Here is a 20,490-nt window from a genome sequence, read left to right as displayed (position 1 = left end):
TACTGCGCGCGCTGATCAATCCCTGATCAGCGCGCGCAGCGCTTCGATGCGGTCCGCTTCGTGCGGCGGCTTGTCCCAGCGGATGCGATGGATGCGGGGGAAGCGCATCGCGAGGCCGGACTTGTGCCGCTTGCTTTCGTGTACGCTATCGAAAGCCACCTCGAAGACGAGGCTCTTGTCGGTCTCGCGCACCGGCCCGAACCGGTTGACGGTATTGCTACGCACATGGCGGTCGAGCTTTTTCAGTTCCTCGTCGGTGAATCCGGAATAGGCTTTCCCGACAGGCAGCAGGTCGGCTCCTTGGTCGGGATCGCCGTCCCAGCAACCGAAGGTGTAATCGGAGAAGAAGCTGGACCGCTTGCCGCTGCCACGCTGGGCGTACATCAGCACGCAGTCGACCAGCAGCGGATCGCGTTTCCACTTGTACCAGTATCCGACGCGTCGTCCCGCGATATAGGGACTGTCCTTGCGCTTGAGCATGAGGCCCTCGATCGCATCGTCGCGGCTGCCTTCGCGGATCTCTGCCAGGTGCTCGAAATCGCGGGCCTCCACCAGGCTCGAGAGGTCGAAATGGCTTTCCGGTAAGCGTGCGATCAGCTGTTCAAGTGCGGCCCTGCGACTGGTCCAGTCCTTTTCCCGCAGGTCGTTCCCCTCGGCGATGAGGACGTCATAGAGGCGCACGAAGGCGGGCGCCTCCTTGAGCATTTTCTTGCTCACGGTCTTGCGGCCGAGTCTTTGTTGCAACGCGTTGAAACTGGCCGCTCCGCCTGCCTCGCCGCCCTGTACATTGCCTCGCACCAGCAATTCGCCGTCGAGCACGGCATTGAATGGCAACACATCTAGAAGTTCGGGAAACGTCGCGGAAATATCGTCGCCGCTGCGCGAATAGAGCCGGGTTTCACCGCCGGCGCGCACCAGTTGCACGCGGATGCCGTCCCATTTCCACTCCGCGGCATATTCCGCCAGGTCGACGACCGTTTCTTCAAGCGGATGCGCGAGCATGAAAGGGCGGAAGGTTGGCAGGTTCTCGATATCGGGCGGGTCTTCCCCGTTGGCCGCCCAGTCGAACAGTTCGGGATAAGGCGCGGCCAGGCCGTGCCAATACTCCTCCACCTCGTCGACCGACACGTCGAACGCCTGCGCAAAGGCGGTCTTCGCCAGGCGGCTCGAGACGCCGATGCGCATTCCGCCGGTCGCCAGCTTGAGCAAGGCATAGCGCCCGGAAGCGTCAAGCCGGTCGAGCAGGTGCGGCAGTTCGATGACCACGCTCTTGCGGTTCATCGAGGAAAGGAGCTCGACCGCCTCGCTCACCGTGGGCGGGGAGGGTGGTTCTTCCGGTGCCGGCCAGAGAAGGCTGGCGGTTTCCGCCGTATCACCGACGAAGTCGCGGCTGAGCGTCCACAGGATCGGATCGACGCGGTCCTTCATCAGATTGCGGATCGTCGAACTCTTCACGGCTGGAAAATCCAGCCCATCGGCAAGTGCGGCCAGTGCCCAGCCGCGGTCGGGATCGGGTGTGGCCCTCAGATATTCCGCGATCAGGCGCAACTTCTCGTTGCGCGAACGCGTGTAGACCAGGGCGTCGACGAGGGCCGCGAATTCGTCCACGCTCAATCGTCCTCGTCTTCATATCCGACGAGAGCCAGCGCGCGGGCGCGCCGTTGGTGCAACTGGCACCAGCGCAGCAACGCATCCTCGCGTCCGTGGGTAATCCAGTTTTCCTGGGCATCGACTTCGCGGATCGTGCGGGTGAGCTCGCCCCAATCCGCGTGGTCCGAGATCACCAGCGGCAATTCGACGTTTCGCTGGCGTGCCCGCTGGCGTACGCGCATCCATCCGCTGGCCATGGCCGTGATCGGATCGGGCAGCCTGCGGCTCCAGCGGTCATTGAGCGCGGAAGGCGGGCATATGACGATGGCTCCGCGCATGTCCTCTTTCGTGTGCTCTGCAACCATGCGAAGTTCGCCCAGGTCGACACCGTGCTCTTCGTAAAGACGACACATCTTCTCCATCGCGCCGTGGAGGTAGATCGGGTCGGTGTGCCCCGCCGCCCGCAACTCGGCGATGACGCGCTGCGCCTTGCCCAAGGCATAGGCGCCAATGAGCACGCAGCGATCCGGGTGGGCAGCCAGGCGATCCAGCAGCTTTTGCATCTCCTCCTCGATCGGGGGATGGCAGAAGACTGGCAGGCCGAATGTCGCCTCGGTGATGAAGATGTCGCAAGCCGTGACCTCGAAGGGCGGGCAAGTGGGGTCGGCGCGGCGTTTGTAGTCGCCCGTCACGATCACGCGCTCCCCCGCATGCTCCAGCAATATCTGAGCGCTGCCAAGGACATGGCCTGCCGGGATATAGGTCGCATCGACGCCGCCGGGCAGGCGGATCGTTTCGCCATATTCGACCGGGGTAGCGCCGTCGGAAGTTGCGTAGCGCAACTTCATGATCGCCAACGTTTCGGGGGTTGCGACGGTCTGGCCGTGACCTCCACGCGCGTGGTCGGCATGGCCGTGGGTGACCAGCGCCTTGTCTACGGCTCGCGAAGGATCGACCCAGCAATCGGCCGGCTCGATGTAGATCCCGTGTGGTTCGGGTTTGATCCAGGAAAAAGGCGCGGCCATCGCCGACTCAAGCGAAAGGGGCGCGAACCGTTCCCGATCCGCGCCCCTTCGATTGCTTATGGCAGGCTGTCAGTCCTTGCCCTTATCGCCCGTGCTGCCGCTTTCGCTGGCATCTGCGTCGGGCTTCTTCTTGGGTGCTGCCTTCTTTTTCGCCGCAGGCTTGCGTTTCGGCTTGGTCTTGGGCGGAGCAGGGGTAAGTTCGAAGGACGGTTTGCCATCCTTCATCGTCACCGCGACCTCGCCGCCATCCGCCAGCTTGCCGAACAACAGTTCTTCGGCGAGCGGCTGCTTGATCTTTTCCTGGATCAGGCGGCCCATCGGACGTGCGCCGTAAAGCTTGTCATAGCCCTTGTCGGCGAGCCAGGCGCGACTTTCCTTGTCGAACTGGATATCGACATTCTGTTCGGCCAGCTGCAGTTCGAGCTGGAGGATGAACTTGTCGACCACGCGGGCGACGGTTGCCTTGTTGAGGTAACCGAAGGGCACGATTGCATCGAGACGGTTGCGGAATTCCGGCGTAAACATACGCTTCACCGCTTCCTCGCTCGCATCTTCCTTGGACACGTCACCAAAGCCGATGCCCTGGCGCGCCATGTCGGACGCGCCGGCATTGGTCGTCATGATGAGGACCACGTTGCGGAAATCGACCGTCTTGCCGTGATGGTCGGTCAGGCGACCGTTATCCATTACCTGCAGCAGAATGTTGAACAGGTCCGGGTGGGCCTTCTCGATTTCGTCGAGCAGCAGCACGCAATGCGGGTTTTGATCAACCGCATCGGTTAAAAGACCACCCTGGTCGTAACCAACATAACCTGGAGGTGCACCGATCAGGCGGCTGATCGAATGGCGCTCCATATACTCGGACATGTCGAAGCGTTTGAGTTCGATACCCATGATCGAGGCGAGCTGGCGGGCGACTTCGGTCTTGCCGACGCCGGTCGGTCCGCTGAACAGGAACGAGCCGATCGGCTTGTCGGGATCGCGCAGACCCGCACGCGACAGCTTCATGGCCGTCGACAGTTTCTCGACTGCCGCGTCCTGGCCGAAGACGACGTGCTTGAGGTCGCGCTCGAGGTTTTCGAGTGCCTTCTTGTCGTCGCTCGACACCGATTTCGGCGGGATGCGGGCCATGGTCGCGATGACGGCCTCGATCTCGCGCGCGGTAATCTTCTTCTTGCGGCGGCTCGGCGGCACCAGCATCTGCATCGCACCCACTTCGTCGATCACGTCGATCGCCTTGTCGGGCAGCTTGCGGTCGTTGATGTAGCGTGCCGACAGTTCGACTGCGGTCTTGAGCGCATCGGGGGTATACTTGACCTTGTGATGCTCTTCGAAGGCGCTGCGCAGGCCCTTGAGGATCTTGATCGTGTCCTCGATCGTGGGCTCGTTCACATCGATCTTCTGGAACCGGCGCAGTAGGGCGCGGTCCTTTTCGAAGTGGTTGCGGAATTCCTTGTAGGTGGTCGAACCGATGCAGCGGATCGAACCGCTCGAAAGCGCCGGCTTCAACAGGTTCGACGCGTCCATCGCGCCGCCGCTGGTCGCGCCGGCACCGATCACCGTGTGGATCTCGTCGATGAAGAGCACGGCCTCGGGCATGCCCTCGAGCTCGTTCACGACCTGTTTCAGCCGTTCTTCGAAATCGCCGCGATAGCGCGTTCCTGCAAGCAGGGCGCCCATGTCGAGCGAGTAGATGACCGCATCCTGCAGCACTTCGGGCACGTCGCCTTCGACGATCTTGCGCGCCAGGCCTTCCGCGATGGCGGTTTTGCCGACGCCCGGATCACCCACATAAAGCGGGTTGTTTTTCGACCGGCGGCACAGGATCTGGACCGTGCGGCCCACTTCCGGACCGCGGCCGATCAGCGGATCGATACGACCGTCTTCGGCCTTCTGGTTGAGATTGACCGTGAACTGGTCGAGCGCGGTTTCCTTCTTGTCGCCACCCTTCGCCTGATCGGGGGCATCGGGACTTTGCGCTTCTTCCGCGCCTTGCGGGGGACGGCCTTCGACCTGTTTGCCACCCTTGCCGATGCCGTGGCTGATGAAGCTGACCGCATCGAGACGGCTCATGTCCTGCTGCTGCAGGAAATAGACCGCATAGCTGTCGCGTTCGGAGAACAGGGCCACCAGCACGTTTGCGCCGGTCACCGTGTCCTTGCCCGAGGACTGCACATGCAGGATTGCGCGCTGGATCACCCGCTGGAAACCGGCGGTCGGCTGCGGATCGGCGCCATCGTCCGATTTGAGCGACTGGTATTCCTGCTCGAGATATTGGGTCACGACAGTCGTGAGTTCACCCAACTCCACACCGCAAGCGGTCATGACCTGGGCGGCGTCCTCATCGCCGATAAGCGCGAGCAGCAGGTGCTCCAGCGTCGCATATTCGTGGCGACGCTCGCCCGCATCGGTGAGGGCTGCGTGAAGGGTCTTTTCGAGGTTCGCGGCGAAGCTTGGCATTCGGATCCTACTTTCGAGGGACTCGCAGAACGGCGAGACAGGGAGAGCCTAAGGGGTCAAGCTTGACGAAAGCTGACCACGCGGCGGCGTGTTTCGTGCATATGGGAAGCGGGCGGCGGAATTTCAGCCCCCCGATCACCGCCTAGTCCTTTCGCCCGAACAGGGCGTCGGCCGCGTCGCGGTGTGCGGCGGCTTTCAGGCGGTGCTTTTCGACCCGCGCGATCTCGTCTTCGAGGAGGCGGATGCGGTCGGCCAGTTCGTCGATGGAATAGGGGGCCAGGTCTTCTCCGGCGAGGAGGCTGGCGGCATCGCCTTTGGGGCGTGGACGGGCGTCGTCATCCATGGCGGCCATGCTCTGCCTTTGCGCGGTTGCTGTCAACACGGCTGCGCGTTAATGCACCGCTTCGTGGCCGCCAGGCCGCACATTTGAAAAGGGGGAAGGTTTGGCCAGCAATCTGCCGGAAACGATGACCGCGATGGGCTTTGATGCACCGGGTGGTCCGGATGTTTTTCGTGCCGAAACCCTGCCCGTCCCGGTGCCCACCGGCAAGCAGGTGCTGATCAAGGTCGACCATGCCGGCGTGAACCGGCCCGATGTAATCCAGCGCCAGGGCTTCTATCCGCCTCCGCCGGGTGCCTCGCACATCCCGGGGCTGGAGGTGTCGGGTACGATCATGGCGGTCGGTGACGAAGCCGCGCCGGAGATGCTCAACCGCCGCGTCTGCGCGCTGGTGTCGGGTGGCGGCTATGCCGAGTATTGCCTCGCCCATGCGGAACATTGCCTCTCGGTCCCGCAGGGCATGGACATGGCAACCGCTGCAGCAATTCCCGAAACACTGTTCACCGTGTGGCACAATGTCTTCGAGCGAGGCTGGGCGCGCGATGGAGAAACTTTCCTCGTTCACGGCGGGACCAGCGGGATTGGAACGATGGCGATCCAGCTTGCCAAGGAATTCGGCCTCAAGGTCGTGACCACGGCCGGAAGCGACGAAAAGTGCGAGGCTGCACGCGGCGTCGGCGCGGATCTCGCGATCAATTACAAGACCGACGACTTCGTCGAGAAGGTGAACGAGTTTACCAATGGCGAGGGGGCGGATGTCATCCTCGACATGGTGTCGGGCGATTACGTGCAGCGAAACCTGGACTGCCTCGCTGTCGACGGGCGTCATGTGACGATTGCCGTGCTCGGCGGGCTGAAGGCGGAAATCAACATGGCGAAGCTGATGAGCAAACGGCAGACGCTGACCGGCTCGACGCTGCGCCCGCGCTCGGACGAGTTCAAGGCCTTGCTGGCAGACGAAATCTACAATCATGCGTGGCCCCTGTTCGAGGACGGCACGGTCGCTCCGGTCATGGACGAGGTGTTCCCGCTGGAAGAAGTCGGCGCGGCCCATGCCCGCATGGAAGCGGGCGACCACATCGGCAAGATCGTGCTCAAGGTGTCCGGCGAAAGCTGACTCCGAACCGTAGCAAAGACGCGCTTGTGTAATGCGCCTGCGATGCTGACGTAACAATTCCCTGCCATGCACGCCCCAGATTCAGGGGGAATGTGCATGACCGATCTCACGCCCGACCTTACCGCTTTCGCCAATGTTTCCAGCTTCCTGCCGGTCAAGCCGAAGGTGCCCGAGCGTACCAGCATGGAGGAGCGCCGCCGCTTCCGCACGATCTGGATAAGCGACATCCATCTCGGCACGAAGGGCTGCAATGCCGAACTGCTGATCGACTTCCTCGACCACACCGACAGCGACACGATGTATCTGGTCGGCGACATCATCGATGGTTGGCGGCTTAAGAAGAAGTTCTACTGGCCAGCCGAACACAACGACATCGTCTGGCGCATCCTGAAGCGCGCGCATCGCGGTACGCGCATCGTCTACATTCCCGGCAATCACGACGAGATGGTGCGGCCGTTCTCGGGCATGAATTTCGGCGGGGTGGAGATCGCTCGCGCGGCGTTTCACGATACCGCCGATGGCCGCCGGCTGATGGTCTTGCATGGCGACGAATTCGATACGGTCATGCTGGCCCACCGCTGGCTCGCCTTTGTGGGCGACGCGCTTTACCATGCCATGATGCAGCTGAACGGCTGGGTCGCCTCGGTGCGCAAGCTGCTGGGCCTGCCGTACTGGTCGATTTCGAAAGCGGCCAAGCACAAGGTGAAGAATGCCGTCGAGTTCATCTCGAAGTACGAATCGGTAGTCGCACGGGCCGCGGGCGAACGCGGTGTCGACGGCGTGGTCTGCGGCCATATCCACACCGCGGAAATGCGCGACTTCAAGCACGGCGAGGGCGAGGTCGCCTATTATAATGACGGCGACTGGGTCGAAGGCTGCACCGCGCTCGTCGAGCATTTCGACGGCACCATGGAAATCCTCCACTGGCCCGACGAAATCGCCAAGCGCGAGGCCGAAAAACCCGCGACGGCGGCACCGGCCATGCAGGCCGCATGAACGCGCAGCGCCTCTCCCTCGAATTCGAGGGGTCTGCCATTACCCCCCAGCGGATTGCCATCGTCACCGATGCTTGGTTGCCGCAGATGAACGGCGTGGTCCGCACGCTCACCACGACGTGCGACCATCTGCGCAGATTGGGGCATGATGTGATGGTGATATCGCCCGATGCTTTCCGCAGCGTGCCGTGCCCGACATATCCCGAAATCAGGCTCGCACTGGCGAGGCCGGCGACGATCTCCGCGCGCCTGAGTGCCTTCACCCCGGATGCCATCCATATCGCGACCGAAGGCCCGCTGGGACTGGCGGCGCGCCATCACTGCGTGAAGCATTACATCGAATTCACCACCGCCTACCATACCCAGTTTCCTGACTATCTGGCGAAGCGCACCCCGCTGCCAAGCGACTGGTTCTGGCGCTACATCGGCTGGTTCCATCGACCCGCTAGCCGGATCCTGGTGGCCACGCCGAGCATCCGCACGGAACTTAGGGAGCATGGCCTGGACCGGCTCCATCACTGGAGCAGGGGCGTCGACCTCGCCTGCTTTACCCCCGAAGCGCCACCACCACCGGAGTTCGAGAGCCTGCAGCGGCCGATCCAGCTTTACGTCGGGAGAGTATCGGTCGAGAAGAATCTCGAAGCTTTTCTCGACTCCTCGCGTCCGGGCAGCAAGGTCGTGGTCGGCGACGGTCCGGCGCTCGAGCAATTGCGCAGGGCTTATCCCGATGCCCTCTTCCTTGGCCGCAGGACCGGCAGCGAGCTTGCCGGTTGCTATGCCGGGGCGGACGTCTTTGTCTTTCCCAGCCTCACCGACACCTTCGGCCTCGTCATGATAGAGGCGCTGGCCTGCGGAACCCCTGTGGCCGCATTTCCTGTCGCCGGACCGCGCGACATCGTGTCTGACGAGGTGGGGGCGCTGTCGTTCCAGCTCGACCGTGCGATCGATGCCGCACTTTATTGCGACCGCAAGGCCTGCGCCCGTTTTGCGCGGCAGTATTCGTGGGAAGCGGCCAGCGCGCAATTCCTCGACGGACTTGCGCCGCTCTCGCACCGCGAACCAATCCGCGCCTGAGCGCGGCAGGCTTATCGCGCTTGCCGAATCCGCGCCTGTCGCCTACATGCGAAGGGCAACGGCCGCTCCGCGAGGGGCGGCCCTTCTATTTTCAGACTTGAGAAAAGGCATATTCATGGCCGACCAACCCACTCCGCTGATGCCGCATGCGACCGCCACCTGGCTGGTCGACAACACCGGTCTCTCGTTCGAGCAGATCGCCGAATTCTGCGGCCTCCACATCCTGGAAGTCCAGGCCATGGCCGACGATCTCGCCAGCAGCAAGTACACCGGTCGCGACCCGCTCCACTCGGGCGAACTGACGCAGGACGAAATCGAGAAGGGCCAGGCCGATCCGGAATACCGGCTCAAGATGCAGCGCGCGCCGGTAGCGGTCAGCCGCACGAAGGGCCCGCGCTACACGCCGGTTTCGAAGCGCCAGGACAAGCCCGACGGCATTGCATGGTTGCTGCGTAGCCATCCGGAAGTGTCGGATGCGCAGATTTCCAAGCTTATCGGCACGACGCGCAACACGATCACTGCGATCCGCGAGCGTAGCCACTGGAATATCCAGAATATCCAGCCGAAGGACCCGGTCACCCTGGGCCTGTGTTCGCAGCGCGAACTGGACGCGGTCGTCGCCAAGGCTGCCAAGAACAAGCCTGCTCCCGAAGAGGGCGAAGAGGCGGCACCCGTATCCAGTGGTGTCAGCGATCGCGAAAAGCTGATCGAGGAACTGCGCGCCGAACGCGATGCCAATGAAAAGGCTGCCGCCGAAGCCGCACAGGAAGCCGAAGCCGAGGAATGGCTGCGTGCCAAGCGTGCGGCCGAAGAGGCGGGTGAGGCACCTGCCGCCCCTTCCGACGAGGGCTGAAATTCCTCCGACACACGATACGCAGAGGGCGGGCGAGGCACAGAGCTTCGTCCGCCCTTTTTGCTTGCGTTTAGTGCGGGATAGGTCATGTTACTGACATGGATGTAAGCAAGTATACCTATCACCATCCGACGCCGTGGGACGCGAAGTTCGAAGTGGCCAGCCTGCCCGATCTGCTGGCCAAGACGACCGCGAAGAATCCACAGGCGCCGTTCCTCCATTTTCTGGGGCGGACCTATACTTACGGCGAGATATTCGCCGATGCGCAGCGCTTCGCGGCGGGACTGATCGAGATGGGGATCGCCAAGGGCGACAGGGTCGGCCTGTTCCTGCCCAATGTCCCGATCTACGCCTCGGCATATTATGGTGCGATGATGGCGGGTGCGATCGTCGTCAACTTCTCGCCGCTCTACACAGTCGAGGAACTGAGCTCGCAAGTCGAAGATTCCGGCACCCGCGTCCTCGTGACCGTCGATGTGCCCGAACTGTACGGGACTGCAGAACAGGTTCTTGGGGAATCCAGCCTCGAAAGGCTGGTGGTCGGATCGCTGGCGGATATGCTACCGTCGCTAAAAGGCCTCGCATACAAGCTCTTGAAGCGCAGCCAGATCGCCAAATTGCCCAAGGGCGACCTTACTGCTTCGGTTCGGCGCTGGTCGGATGTCCAGGGTGATCTCGCCTGGGCCAATTGGCTGGATGGACGACCGCCCCAACTGCCCAAAATCGATATCGAGAACGATATCGCCCTGCTCCAGTATACCGGCGGCACCACCGGGCGGCCCAAGGGCGCCATGCTCGGGCATTCTCAGCTTGCGGTGAACGCGCAGCAGGTCGCTGGCCTCAACCCTTACGGCGATCCATCGAGCGAAGTTTTCATGGGCGCATTGCCCTTCTTCCACGTCTTCGCAAATACCGCGCTCCTGAACCACGCCATGGTGACAGGCGCTTCGATTGCCATGGTCCCGCGCTTCGAGGCAGGGCAGGTGTTGGAAACCATCGCGAAGTACAAGACGACCGGGTTTCCGGGCGTCCCCACGATGTTCCAGGCACTGCTCGACCATCCCAAGCTCTCTTCGACCGATGTCTCGTCGATCAAGGTGTGCATTTCGGGGGGCGCGCCCATGCCTGCGCCGGTCCACACCAAGTTCGAGGATACGACCGGGGTTCGCATCGTCGAAGGATACGGTCTTACGGAAAGCTCGGGCGTGGTGTCGGCCAACCCCTATGAAGGAGTGCGCAAGAAAGGCACGATCGGCCAGGTGGTGATGGGCACCGAGGTGATTTTCCTCGACAAGGAAGATCCCACGAAACTCGCCCCCGAGGGTGAACCTGGCGAACTTGCGGTTCACGGACCGCAGATCATGCGCGGATACTGGAACCGTCCGGATACCGATGCCGACACGTTCGTCGAGCGCGACGGCAAGCGCTATCTCCGCACAGGCGATGTCGCGACGATGGATGAGGACGGGTTCCTCGAAATCGTCGACCGTATCAAGGACATGATCGCCGTGGGCGGATTCAAGGTCTTCCCCAGCCAGGTGGAAGACGTCCTGCTCGAAAACGATGCGGTCAAGGAAGCGCTCGTGATCGGTATTCCGGACGATTACCTTGGCGAATGCCCGAAAGCCTATGTGACACTGAACGCCGACGCGCAAACCGATGGCGAAGCCCTGCGCGAATGGCTCAACGCCCGGATCGGCAAGCACGAACGCGTGTGCGGTGTCGAAGTGCGCGAAGAACTGCCCAAGACCATGATCGGCAAGCTCGACCGCAAGGCTCTGCGCGCCGAAGTGCTCGACTGAGGGCTTGTCGGCCTATTCCATGAAAGAAGAAGGCCGCCCTGCGTCGTGCGCAGGGCGACCTTCATCCCCTCCAAACTGTAAGCGGTGTCAGCTGGCGACCTGGAGGTCCGGCTTGCTCGCCTGCTGCTGCGGCGCTGCTGCGGCGGGCTTCGCATCGCGGTGTGCGAAGCGGCCCTCTACCTGTGCACCTTGTTCGATGGTCAGCGCATCGTAGAATACATCGCCGTTGATCTTGGCGGTTTTCAGGATGACCAGTTCGCGGGCAGTGATCGATCCATTGACGGTGCCCGCCAGCCGGGCGCTTTCCGCCTTGATCGCGCCGGTGACGGTGCTGGTTTCGCCCTGCACCAGGCTGGAGCAGGAAATGTCGCCTTCGACGCTGCCGTCGATATGCAGGTCGGCCGACGCCTTGATGTCGCCCTTGATGGCAAGGTCCGAACCGAGGACCGAAAACGTGGAATTGCTCTTGCTGGCCATGGGTGCGCTGCGTCCGGAATTAGTGGGCGTGGGCGAGCTCGGGTGCTCGGCGGATTTCTTCGAGAACATGGGGGGCTGTCTCCAGGAAGGTGCGCGGGTTGACCGCTTTGTTGTTGATCCGGACCTCGAAATGGAGGTGGGGACCGGTGGAGCGACCCGTGCTGCCGATCGCGCCGATAGTGTCGCCTGCGCCGACCTGCTGGCCGACCTTGGCGTTGAAGCGCGACATATGCGCATAGCGCGTCATCAGGCCGTTACCGTGAGTGATTTCGACCGTGTTGCCATAGCCGCCCCTGCGACCGACGAAGGTGATACGGCCCTTGGCGGCAGCATAGATCGGGGTGCCGGTCGCGCCGCGGAAGTCGAGGCCGTTATGCATGGCGGCGCGACCATTGAAAGGATCGCGGCGATAGCCGAAGCCCGACGAGATCAGGTCCTTGCGAGCCGGGGCGAACTGGGGGACGCCTTCCAGCGCCTGTTCGAGAGCGGCCATGCGCTCCATCGAAAGGCCGAGGCGTTCGAAGCGCGGATCGATCGAGCCGTCGGCAGCAGTGGCCAGCCCGTCGAGCGGACCACCCATCGCCTGATTGCGGCTGGTGCGGATTACCTGTGCGGGATTGAGGTCGAGCTTCTTGAGCGCTTCTGCGGCGCGCTGCGCACGCCAGTCGGCGTAGCGGGTTAGCCCTTCGACCACCGCAAGCTGGCGCGCTTCGATGCGGGCGAGTTTGGCGGCTTCGGGGAACGCGGCGGAAACTTTTTCAACCGTGGCAGCGGCTTCACCGGTCGAGTCGGATACGGCCGTATCGACCTTGAGGTCTTCGGGAAGCAGTTCTGCAACGCCCTCGATGAATTCCATCCGGCGGTCCAGATCGTCGCTCACCGCGTCGAGGTCTTCGCTGTAAGCGGCGAAACGTTCTTCCTGCGTGGCGACCTTGGCTTCGCGATCGAGCAGGAGGTCCCGATCGGCAGAGGCGCGATATTGCGCCCAACCGGCGATTGCCATCGACAACGCCCACACCAGCAGAACCGTGACGGCCACTGCCGCTGCGGTCATCTGTACGCGCGATGAAATGGTGATGAAGCGAACCTGGCCTTCGGAGCGCATGAAAAATTCGCGATCCGGAAACCAGCTCTTGATACGGGCAATGCGCCCGCTGCTTGCGATGTCTTTATCCAAAACGACCCGTCCCTTGGTCTTTGACCCTTGTTTGAGATCGCTAACAAAGGTTCCCGGGAAAATCGAATAAACCCTTACCCGAATCCACGAGTCGATGATTTGACGGGACGAGTCGTTTCATTTGCGGGAAATTTCCGATCAAAACCGGGAACCAAAGATTAAGTCGGTGTTTACCACGCCGCCCCCGATTCGGGCCGATACTGGCGCGCTGACAAGAATTTGCCGCGGTGCTAGGCCGAGCGAATGACATATCGCGGGAATGGACGGCGAATCGGCTTGTTGGGTGGGAGCTTCAATCCCGCGCACGGGGGTCACAGACGCATATCCCTTTTCGCGCGCGAAGCGCTGGGACTGGACGAGGTCTGGTGGCTGGTATCTCCCGGCAATCCGCTCAAACCGAAAGAGGGCATGGCACCGCTTTCCGCGCGCCTTTCCTCGGCGATTGAGCAGGCCCGCCGCGCGCCGATCCGCGCGACCGCGATCGAGCGCGAGCTGGACACGCGGTATACCGTCGATACGCTGGGCGCGATCCAGCGGCGGTATCCCAAGCACGATTTCGTATGGCTGATGGGCTCCGACAATCTTGCCCAGTTCCACCGCTGGCGCGACTGGCGGGGGATCGCACGAACGATGCCGATTGCGGTGATCGCGCGGCCCGGCTATGATGGTGCTGCTGTCGCAAGCCCCGCGATGGCCTGGCTGAGGCACTTTCGCGTTCCTCTCGCCAGCTTTGCTAATGGGGGCGAATGGAGCGCACCGGCACTGGTGACATTGCGTTTCGATCCCGACCCGCGTTCGGCCACGGCAATTCGCCGCGCCGATCCCGACTGGGCATCGCGCCACGCCGGCAAAATCCTTCGAGACCAGGTGACTCATCGTCCGATCCCGTCACGGGAGGAAACAACTGCGCCATGATGCGCGTTGCCTTTCCCATGATACCCACGGTCTCTTCGACCCCCGCATTCAGGAGTACGATGCACGCCTATGACACAGGCGCATACCAGCCCGGCCAGTTCCGGGACCGACACGGCGAAAGCGGTTCGCATGGCTGATGCCAACGACGATCCGCTGCTTTCGCTCGTGCTCAAGCAACTCGACGACGACCAGGCGCAGGAGATCGTGACCATCGATCTCGAGGGGAAGACCTCGATTGCCGATTACATGGTAATCGCATCGGGCCGTTCGACCCGCCAGGTGGCTTCGATGGCGCAAAAGCTTGCCGAAACGGTCAAGAAAGAGGGCTTCGGCCCGGTGAAACTCGAAGGCCTTCCGGCAGCGGACTGGGTCCTGATCGATGCCGGTGACGTCGTGGTGCACCTTTTCCGACCCGAAGTCCGCAGCTTCTATAACCTGGAGCGCATGTGGGCATTCGGTGATGCACCGCCGGTAGCCGGCACGGCGTAACCGTCTTGCGCTCGCGCATCCGCGCGAGCGTCCTCGGTGCCATTCCTCCGCTTCGCTGCGGGCACCTGCGGGCGGGCAGTCGCCCTCTGACTGCCGTGCCCCAAGCCAGGTGAGACCACGGGTTCGCGCTTTGCTTCTCCATGTCATCGCTCGCGGAAAGATTGCCCGTTCGCCCGAGGCGGAGCTGGTCGCGCGCTACGAAAAAAGGCTGACATGGCCGGTGAAGTTTACCGAACTGCCGGAAACGGGCGGTCGCATCCCCGATCCGCAAACTCCCTACAAGACCGTCCTGCTCGACGAGCGCGGTAAGGATTTGTCCTCGGAAAAGCTCGCGGCCATCCTCGAGCGCTGGCGCGATGACGGCATGCGCGAATGTCGCTTCGTCCTGGGCGCAGCCGATGGTCATGCCGAAGAAGAGCGGCGCGATGCCGACCTGCTGCTCGCTTTCGGCAAAGCGACCTGGCCGCACCTCCTGGCGCGAGCAATGCTCGCCGAGCAATTGTACCGTGCAACGACGATCATCGCCGGTCACCCCTATCATCGCAGCGGGTGATGGGGCAGTAATGGCGTCATGATCCGCGTCGCAGCCATCTCGATTGCCCTGCTGGTCCCGCTTGCTATGGCCCTGCCGGGTGTCGCGGCACCCGGCGCAGTTGTCGCTCCAGCGAGCCTCGACGCAGCAGGTGCGCGAGAAGCTCTCGAAGCGGCGCGCCAGCAACAGCGTAACGCCAGGGCGCGCGCAGAGCGGCTGGAACAGCAGGCCGAACAGTCGCAGGCAAGCGCCGGAAAAGCGCAGAGCAATGCTGCAGCCCTCGCTGCACGAGTCCAGCAATCGGAAGCGGCCATCACCGCCGCGCAAGCTGAACTCACCCTGCTGCAGGTCCAGAGCGACAGCCTAGATCGCCAGCTTGCCCGCAAACGCCAGCCCCTGATGCGCCTTACGGCCGCCCTCCAGACCATGGCGCGGCGTCCGCTGGCGCTGGCCGCGCTACAGCCCGGCTCGCTCAAAGATGTCGTGCACACGAGGGCGGCCCTGTCTGCGGCCATGCCCGTGGTGCGCGAGCGGACGGCAAGCCTGCGCAGCGAGCTCGATCTCGCACGCAACCTGGAGAAACGGCAACTCGAGACGCTCGCCAACCTGCGCTCCGCCGAAGCGAGTCTCGAAAATCGCAAGCGCAATATGCTTGCCCTGGCTGAGAAGGAACGGCTGCTGGCGCAGCGCGCTGCAGGCGGTGCATCGCGAGAGGCCGAGCGCGCATTGTTCCTCGCCGAAGAAGCCCGTGATCTCGATGCGCTGGTCGGGGGGCTCGAGGCCAATGCCGCAGTTCGCAGCCGCCTGGCCGCGCTTCCCGGACCCGTGCTGCGTCCCGGCAGCGCTCCGGCTGCCGCTCAAGGCCCGACCGCCTTGCCCAGACCTGTGCCAAGCGCGACCGCTGCGCCCGAGCATTACATCCTGCCTGTTGCCGGCCGCGTAGTGACGGGTTTCGGCGATCCCGATGCGGCGGGCGAGCGCAGTTCCGGCCTCGTCCTGGCTACGCGCTCGCGCGCGCAGGCGGTCGCTCCGGGCGCGGGGCGCGTGGTCTTCGCAGGGCCTTATCGTGGCTTCGGGTCGATCACGATCATCGAGCACGAGAACGGCTGGACGAGCCTTGTTACCGGCCTTTCGCGCCTCTCTGTCACAGTCGGGCAGGAAGTCGCCGCAGGCTCGCCGCTCGGGCAGGGCGGGACGAGCGAATCGCTCGTTTCGCTGGAACTTCGCCGGGATGGCGAACCGGTCAATCCGCTCGACCACTTGCGCTAGGCGGTCGGTCGAAAAACCGCTTCCCTCGGGATGGCTTGCGGCTCATCTTTCATTCACGCCGCGTGCGCTATACAATGCGCAATCGCTTGAAGGATAATGCCGATGAAATTCGCCGTACTGGCCCGTTCTGCTGCACTCGTGACCGCCGTCGCGCTGGTCCCCGCGACCACTGCGGGCATGGCCCGTGTCGAAGGCAGCGCAGGGCCCGAATTCGGCAAGCTCTTCTCGGTCTACCAGCGCATCAAGGCGAGCTATGTCGAGCCGGTCGAGGACGATGTCCTCATCAACGGCGCGATCGATGGCATGCTGGCCGCCCTCGACCCGCATTCGGGCTATCTCGACGGTTCGGACCTGCAGCGCCTCGAAACCATGATCGACGGCAACTACTCCGGCCTCGGCCTTTCGGTCGTCGGCGAAGATGGCGCGGTGAAAGTCATCTCGCCCTTCCGCGGCAGCCCTGCCGATGAAGCGGGCGTCAAGGCAGGCGATTACATCACGCACCTCGATGGCGAGCTGATCTACGGTCTCGAACTGGACGAAGCCGTCGCGCGCATGCGCGGCAAAGCCGGCACCTCGATCCGCCTGACCGTATTCCGCCCCGGCCGTGACGAGCCCTTCGATCTCGATGTGACACGCGGGCTGATCGAGCTGGAGCCGGTGACATGGAAACTCGAGAAGGGTTCCATCGGGCATATCATGATCAACGAGTTTTCCCGCGACGTCGGCAGCGATGTCTTCGCCGCGTGGAAGGATTTGCAGAAGCAGGCCACCGGCCGCCTGACCGGCCTCGTGCTCGACCTGCGCTCCAATCCGGGCGGATCGCTCGACGAAGCCGTCGCCCTGTCCGACCTGTTCCTCATCGACGGCCAGATCGTGTCGCAGCGTGGCAGGGCTCGCGGGGAATCGATCAGCTACGAAGCCGAGACCGTTTTCCGCGGCGACATCGCCGAAGGGCTGCCGATCGTGGTCCTGATTGACGCCGGTTCAGCCTCGGCCAGCGAGATCGTGGCGGGCGCCTTGCAAGACCATCGCCGCGCAGTGGTCATGGGCGAACGCAGCTTCGGCAAGGGCAGCGTGCAGTCGCTGCTCCCGCTGGGCCGCGATGCCGCTCTCAAGCTGACGACTGCGCGCTATTACACGCCTTCGGGCCACTCGGTGCAGGAAGGCGGCATCAAGCCTGACATCACCGTGCCGCAGTTGTCCGATCCCGATCTTGCCAAGCGCAACCGCTTCCTGATGCGCGAAAGCGATCTGCGCGGCCATCTCGTCAACGAGCTTGGTCTCAAGGATGAGGATATGGAGGCCGACAAGCGCCAGGATCCGCGCTTCCAGATGACGGCGGCAGAGCTGGAGGAGCAGGGCATCGAGGATTTCCAGCTCCACTATGCGCTGCAAACTCTCAGCCGAACCGCCCCGAGCTCGGTTGCCGCGCGCCGCAAGTAGGACTAGCACTCGCCCCATATGACCGAGACGCCCTCGATGCAGCTGGCCCAGCGGCTGGCCCTTGCGCTTCCTGCCGCCCTTTTGGCGGGCGCGTACATCTCGCAATACGGTTTCGGCCTCTACCCGTGCGAGATGTGCTGGTGGCAACGCTGGCCCCATTTCGCCGCTCTGGCGTTCGCGCTTCTGTCGTTCTTCGCGCCGAACAAGAAACTGCTCGTCGCGCTGGCGGCGGGCGGCATCCTCACATCGGGCGCAATCGGCTTCTTCCACGCAGGCGTCGAATACGATCTGTGGGAAGGGATCACCTCCTGCGCCGCCGCGCCGATACCCGGTGACGGGCAGAGTGCGCTGGATGCTATAATGAACGCTCCTCTGGTCCGCTGCGACGAAGCGCCTTGGACGTTGTTCGGCATCAGCCTTGCCGGCTTCAACTTTCTCTTGTCCACACTCGGCGGACTTACCATCTTGCGCCTGTTGGCAAAGGACAAGGCAGCATGACCAAGACCCCCGACCACATCGCCCGCATGATCCGCGTGGACCAGGCCGGTGAATTCGGCGCTACCCGGATTTACGCCGGACAGCTTGCCGTAATGGGCGATCGCGGCCCGCATTCGGCGGAAATAGCGGGCATGGCCGAGCAGGAAGCCGGCCACCGGGCCCAGTTCGACGCGCTCATGGCGCGCCGCGGCGTCCGTCCGACGGCCCTGCAGCCTTTCTGGGACCGCGCCGGTTTCGCACTGGGCGCTGTTACCGCGATGATCGGTCCGGAAGCCGCCATGGCGTGCACAGCCGCGGTGGAGACCGAGATCGACAAACATTATTCCGACCAGCTCGACCAGCTGGAAGAGAGCGGCGAGGATCCCGAGCTTGCCGCGATGATCGAGCAGTTCCGCGAGGATGAACGCGAACACCGCGATGCCGCGCTTGCCGCGGGGGCCGAGCGTGCGCCAGCCTATCCTGTGCTATCGGGCCTGATCCGGCTCGGCTGCCGCGCTGCGATCCGTATTTCCGAACGCATCTAGCGGGAACCGGGCCGCGCGTCCGTTCGCTTCATTGACAGTTCACGCATGCGCGCGCTTAGTCGCGGGCGTACACAATTCACGAGGTTGACCATGTCCAAGCCGCTAATCGCCCTTGCCGCAATCGCTGGCGCATCGCTTGGCGCTCCGGCTAGCGCCCAAGTGCCGGTGGACACGGGTGATGATCGCTACAACATGGTGATTGTCTACGGCGAAGACGAATGCCCGCCGAGCGAGGGCGACGTCATCGTCGTCTGTGCGCGCAAGGCAGAAGCGGAACGGTACCGCATTCCAGAAGCACTGCGTTATTCGAAGAGCCCGGCCAACCAGAGCTGGGCCGACCGTGTCGAAAGTTTCGAAATGGTCGGTGCCTCTGGCATCATGTCCTGCACCCCGACCGGACCGGCAAACTTCACCGGCTGTACCGAGCAATTCATCGACAAGGCTTATGAGGAAAAACGCGAAGGCTCTGCCGTGCGCTTTTCCGAAATCATCGCAGCGCAACGGGCAGAGCGCCTTTCGACCATCGATGAGGATGCCGAATTGCAGCAGCGCGACGTCGAGATGATCGAACGCGAATATATGGAGCGCCTGGCCCGCGAGCGAGGCGAGCCGCTGCCGGGCGATGAAGAAGCGCTGCCCCCACCGGAAGCGACTGTGATTGCCGGGGATGCGGAGACGGGCGAGCAACCCGAATAAGCTCTATGGCCCGTTAACCAATTGCGGGTACAGCGCACGCCCATGACTGCGCGCCCCAAGATCCTCACCGTTTTCGGTACACGCCCCGAAGCGATCAAGCTGTTCCCGTTGGTCCATGCGCTGGAGGCAGACGACCGTTTCGAAAGCCGGGTCTGCGTGTCCGCGCAGCATCGCGGGATGCTCGACCAGGTGCTGTCGATTGCAGGGGTGACGCCGGACCACGATCTCGACCTGATGACGCCGGGCCAGTCGCTCGACGAACTGACCGCTCGTGCACTTACCGGCATCGGCAAGGTACTTGACGAAGAACGGCCCGACTGGGTGGTGGTGCAGGGCGATACGACCACGGTGATGGCAGGGGCGCTCGCCGCCTATTACCGCCAGATCCGCGTCTGCCATGTCGAGGCGGGCCTGCGCAGCGGCAATATCTACCATCCCTGGCCCGAGGAGGTGAACCGCCGGGTTGTTGGCACCTTTGCCGCACTCCACTGCGCGCCGACCGAAACCAGCGCTGCGGCCCTGCTGAAAGAGAATGTCGACGCTGCAACCGTCCATGTCACCGGCAATACGGTAATCGATGCGCTCAAATGGGTGACGCAGCGGATCGAGAAGCAGCCTGAACTCGCCTCCGGCCTTGCCGAGCTGGAGGCGCGCTTCGCCGGCAAGCGCATCATCGGGATGACCACCCACCGGCGCGAAAACTTTGGCGACGGCATGAAGAATATCGCCGATGCGGTTAAGCGTATTGCCTCTCGTGGTGACGTTGCGGTTATTTTTCCTGTCCATCTGAACCCGAATGTGCGCGCCGTGATGAACGAGCAGTTGGCGGGGCTGGACAATGTCGCGCTGATCGAGCCGCTCGACTATCCGCACTTCGCGCGCCTGCTCGACCTCAGCACGCTTATGCTCACCGACAGCGGCGGCGTGCAGGAAGAAGCGCCCGCGCTGGGCAAGCCCGTGCTCGTCATGCGCGAGACGACCGAACGGCCCGAAGGCGTCGAGGCAGGCACCGCGAAGCTGGTTGGTACCGATGCCGACACGATCGTGGCGGAAACGACGCGCCTGCTCGACGACGACGATGCCTACGCCGCCATGGCACGGGCACATAATCCGTTCGGGGATGGCCGCTCTTCACAGCGCATCTGCGACCTGCTGGCCGAAGCCTGACTTTGCGTTACTGGTAAATTTACCCTCGTCGGCTAGGCAGGCGGGGA

The 20,490-nt window shown here is 63.3% G+C and carries 20 protein-coding genes; 14 read left to right on the top strand and 6 right to left on the bottom strand.

Annotation, left to right across the window (positions count from 1 at the left end; genetic code table 11):
* Positions 1–15 precede the first annotated feature (15 nt).
* The 4 genes from K3179_RS05050 to K3179_RS05035 form a co-directional block, all read right to left on the bottom strand.
* Positions 16–1,608, bottom strand: coding sequence for a cisplatin damage response ATP-dependent DNA ligase (locus K3179_RS05050; protein WP_221562749.1), 1,593 nt, complete (start codon positions 1,606–1,608; stop codon positions 16–18).
* Positions 1,609–1,610: 2 nt separating this feature from the next.
* Positions 1,611–2,615: a ligase-associated DNA damage response exonuclease gene (locus tag K3179_RS05045; protein WP_221562748.1), complete on the bottom strand. Its 1,005-nt coding sequence runs from the start codon at positions 2,613–2,615 to the stop codon at positions 1,611–1,613.
* Positions 2,616–2,684: 69 nt separating this feature from the next.
* Positions 2,685–5,075 carry an ATP-dependent Clp protease ATP-binding subunit ClpA gene (gene clpA, locus K3179_RS05040; protein WP_221562747.1) on the bottom strand — a complete coding sequence of 797 codons (2,391 nt, stop codon included), beginning with the start codon at positions 5,073–5,075 and terminating at the stop codon, positions 2,685–2,687.
* 142 nt (positions 5,076–5,217) lie between these two features.
* Positions 5,218–5,418 (bottom strand): DUF1192 domain-containing protein, encoded by a 201-nt coding sequence (locus K3179_RS05035; RefSeq protein WP_090478415.1) that lies wholly within the window; start codon positions 5,416–5,418, stop codon positions 5,218–5,220.
* Positions 5,419–5,518: 100 nt separating this feature from the next.
* On the opposite strand from K3179_RS05035, the gene K3179_RS05030 reads away from it, so the two are divergent.
* From K3179_RS05030 to K3179_RS05010, 5 genes are all read left to right on the top strand, one after another.
* Positions 5,519–6,532, top strand: coding sequence for an NAD(P)H-quinone oxidoreductase (locus K3179_RS05030; RefSeq protein WP_247712800.1), 1,014 nt, complete (start codon positions 5,519–5,521; stop codon positions 6,530–6,532).
* 90 nt (positions 6,533–6,622) lie between these two features.
* Positions 6,623–7,528, top strand: coding sequence for a UDP-2,3-diacylglucosamine diphosphatase (locus K3179_RS05025; RefSeq protein ID WP_425594735.1), 906 nt, complete (start codon positions 6,623–6,625; stop codon positions 7,526–7,528).
* On the top strand, positions 7,525–8,601 hold the full coding sequence (locus K3179_RS05020; RefSeq protein ID WP_221562745.1) for a glycosyltransferase family 4 protein: 1,077 nt from the start codon (positions 7,525–7,527) through the stop codon (positions 8,599–8,601). The genes K3179_RS05025 and K3179_RS05020 overlap by 4 nt, the downstream gene beginning before the upstream one ends.
* A gap of 115 nt (positions 8,602–8,716) precedes the next feature.
* Positions 8,717–9,454 (top strand): DUF1013 domain-containing protein, encoded by a 738-nt coding sequence (locus K3179_RS05015; protein ID WP_221562744.1) that lies wholly within the window; start codon positions 8,717–8,719, stop codon positions 9,452–9,454.
* Between the two features lie 98 nt (positions 9,455–9,552).
* Entirely contained in the window at positions 9,553–11,256 is a 1,704-nt protein-coding gene (locus tag K3179_RS05010) for a long-chain-fatty-acid--CoA ligase (protein WP_221562743.1), read from the top strand.
* An 87-nt stretch (positions 11,257–11,343) separates the two neighbouring features.
* Here the strand turns inward: K3179_RS05010 and K3179_RS05005 are convergent, their stop codons facing one another.
* Positions 11,344–11,733, bottom strand: coding sequence for a bactofilin family protein (locus K3179_RS05005; RefSeq protein WP_221562742.1), 390 nt, complete (start codon positions 11,731–11,733; stop codon positions 11,344–11,346).
* Between the two features lie 19 nt (positions 11,734–11,752).
* Entirely contained in the window at positions 11,753–12,838 is a 1,086-nt protein-coding gene (locus K3179_RS05000) for a M23 family metallopeptidase (protein WP_221563035.1), read from the bottom strand.
* Positions 12,839–13,153: 315 nt separating this feature from the next.
* Between K3179_RS05000 and K3179_RS04995 the strand changes: the two genes are divergently transcribed.
* From K3179_RS04995 to wecB, 9 genes are all read left to right on the top strand, one after another.
* A complete protein-coding gene (locus K3179_RS04995) occupies positions 13,154–13,825 on the top strand; it encodes a nicotinate-nucleotide adenylyltransferase (protein WP_221562741.1) in 672 nt (223 codons plus the stop codon).
* A 69-nt stretch (positions 13,826–13,894) separates the two neighbouring features.
* Positions 13,895–14,314 carry a ribosome silencing factor gene (gene rsfS / locus K3179_RS04990; RefSeq protein WP_221562740.1) on the top strand — a complete coding sequence of 140 codons (420 nt, stop codon included), beginning with the start codon at positions 13,895–13,897 and terminating at the stop codon, positions 14,312–14,314.
* 130 nt (positions 14,315–14,444) lie between these two features.
* Positions 14,445–14,867 (top strand): 23S rRNA (pseudouridine(1915)-N(3))-methyltransferase RlmH, encoded by a 423-nt coding sequence (locus tag K3179_RS04985; protein ID WP_221562739.1) that lies wholly within the window; start codon positions 14,445–14,447, stop codon positions 14,865–14,867.
* 18 nt (positions 14,868–14,885) lie between these two features.
* Positions 14,886–16,115: a murein hydrolase activator EnvC family protein gene (locus K3179_RS04980; RefSeq protein ID WP_221562738.1), complete on the top strand. Its 1,230-nt coding sequence runs from the start codon at positions 14,886–14,888 to the stop codon at positions 16,113–16,115.
* 102 nt (positions 16,116–16,217) lie between these two features.
* On the top strand, positions 16,218–17,558 hold the full coding sequence (locus tag K3179_RS04975; protein WP_221562737.1) for a S41 family peptidase: 1,341 nt from the start codon (positions 16,218–16,220) through the stop codon (positions 17,556–17,558).
* 18 nt (positions 17,559–17,576) lie between these two features.
* The gene (locus K3179_RS04970; RefSeq protein WP_221562736.1) at positions 17,577–18,056 is read left to right on the top strand and encodes a disulfide bond formation protein B; all 480 of its coding nucleotides are present in this window, start codon (positions 17,577–17,579) and stop codon (positions 18,054–18,056) included.
* A complete protein-coding gene (locus K3179_RS04965; RefSeq protein ID WP_221562735.1) occupies positions 18,053–18,580 on the top strand; it encodes a demethoxyubiquinone hydroxylase family protein in 528 nt (175 codons plus the stop codon). Before K3179_RS04970 ends, K3179_RS04965 begins: the two co-directional genes overlap by 4 nt.
* Positions 18,581–18,670: 90 nt before the next feature.
* Positions 18,671–19,276 carry a hypothetical protein gene (locus tag K3179_RS04960; RefSeq protein WP_221562734.1) on the top strand — a complete coding sequence of 202 codons (606 nt, stop codon included), beginning with the start codon at positions 18,671–18,673 and terminating at the stop codon, positions 19,274–19,276.
* 42 nt (positions 19,277–19,318) lie between these two features.
* On the top strand, positions 19,319–20,443 hold the full coding sequence (wecB, locus tag K3179_RS04955) for a non-hydrolyzing UDP-N-acetylglucosamine 2-epimerase (RefSeq protein ID WP_221562733.1): 1,125 nt from the start codon (positions 19,319–19,321) through the stop codon (positions 20,441–20,443).
* The last annotated feature ends 47 nt before the right edge of the window (positions 20,444–20,490 follow it).

It is taken from the genome of Qipengyuania intermedia (assembly GCF_019711615.1).
Classification (GTDB): Bacteria; Pseudomonadota; Alphaproteobacteria; order Sphingomonadales; family Sphingomonadaceae; genus Qipengyuania; species Qipengyuania intermedia.
The sequence above is the reverse complement of the archived record's forward strand: the minus strand, read 5'-3'. Positions and strand labels throughout refer to the sequence as shown.

What these genes read in the sequence shown, in the direction of transcription:
- K3179_RS05045 (WP_221562748.1), bottom strand. Translation starts at nt 2,615, where the DNA reads ATGGCCGCGCCTTTTTCCTGGATCAAACCCGAACCACACGGGATCTAC.
- clpA (WP_221562747.1), bottom strand. Translation starts at nt 5,075, where the DNA reads ATGCCAAGCTTCGCCGCGAACCTCGAAAAGACCCTTCACGCAGCCCTC.
- K3179_RS05035 (WP_090478415.1), bottom strand. Translation starts at nt 5,418, where the DNA reads ATGGATGACGACGCCCGTCCACGCCCCAAAGGCGATGCCGCCAGCCTC.
- K3179_RS05025 (WP_425594735.1), top strand. Translation starts at nt 6,623, where the DNA reads ATGTGCATGACCGATCTCACGCCCGACCTTACCGCTTTCGCCAATGTT.
- K3179_RS05020 (WP_221562745.1), top strand. Translation starts at nt 7,525, where the DNA reads ATGAACGCGCAGCGCCTCTCCCTCGAATTCGAGGGGTCTGCCATTACC.
- K3179_RS05015 (WP_221562744.1), top strand. Translation starts at nt 8,717, where the DNA reads ATGGCCGACCAACCCACTCCGCTGATGCCGCATGCGACCGCCACCTGG.
- K3179_RS05010 (WP_221562743.1), top strand. Translation starts at nt 9,553, where the DNA reads ATGGATGTAAGCAAGTATACCTATCACCATCCGACGCCGTGGGACGCG.
- K3179_RS05005 (WP_221562742.1), bottom strand. Translation starts at nt 11,733, where the DNA reads ATGGCCAGCAAGAGCAATTCCACGTTTTCGGTCCTCGGTTCGGACCTT.
- K3179_RS05000 (WP_221563035.1), bottom strand. Translation starts at nt 12,838, where the DNA reads ATGCGCTCCGAAGGCCAGGTTCGCTTCATCACCATTTCATCGCGCGTA.
- K3179_RS04995 (WP_221562741.1), top strand. Translation starts at nt 13,154, where the DNA reads ATGACATATCGCGGGAATGGACGGCGAATCGGCTTGTTGGGTGGGAGC.
- rsfS (WP_221562740.1), top strand. Translation starts at nt 13,895, where the DNA reads ATGACACAGGCGCATACCAGCCCGGCCAGTTCCGGGACCGACACGGCG.
- K3179_RS04980 (WP_221562738.1), top strand. Translation starts at nt 14,886, where the DNA reads ATGATCCGCGTCGCAGCCATCTCGATTGCCCTGCTGGTCCCGCTTGCT.
- K3179_RS04975 (WP_221562737.1), top strand. Translation starts at nt 16,218, where the DNA reads ATGAAATTCGCCGTACTGGCCCGTTCTGCTGCACTCGTGACCGCCGTC.
- K3179_RS04970 (WP_221562736.1), top strand. Translation starts at nt 17,577, where the DNA reads ATGACCGAGACGCCCTCGATGCAGCTGGCCCAGCGGCTGGCCCTTGCG.
- K3179_RS04965 (WP_221562735.1), top strand. Translation starts at nt 18,053, where the DNA reads ATGACCAAGACCCCCGACCACATCGCCCGCATGATCCGCGTGGACCAG.
- K3179_RS04960 (WP_221562734.1), top strand. Translation starts at nt 18,671, where the DNA reads ATGTCCAAGCCGCTAATCGCCCTTGCCGCAATCGCTGGCGCATCGCTT.
- wecB (WP_221562733.1), top strand. Translation starts at nt 19,319, where the DNA reads ATGACTGCGCGCCCCAAGATCCTCACCGTTTTCGGTACACGCCCCGAA.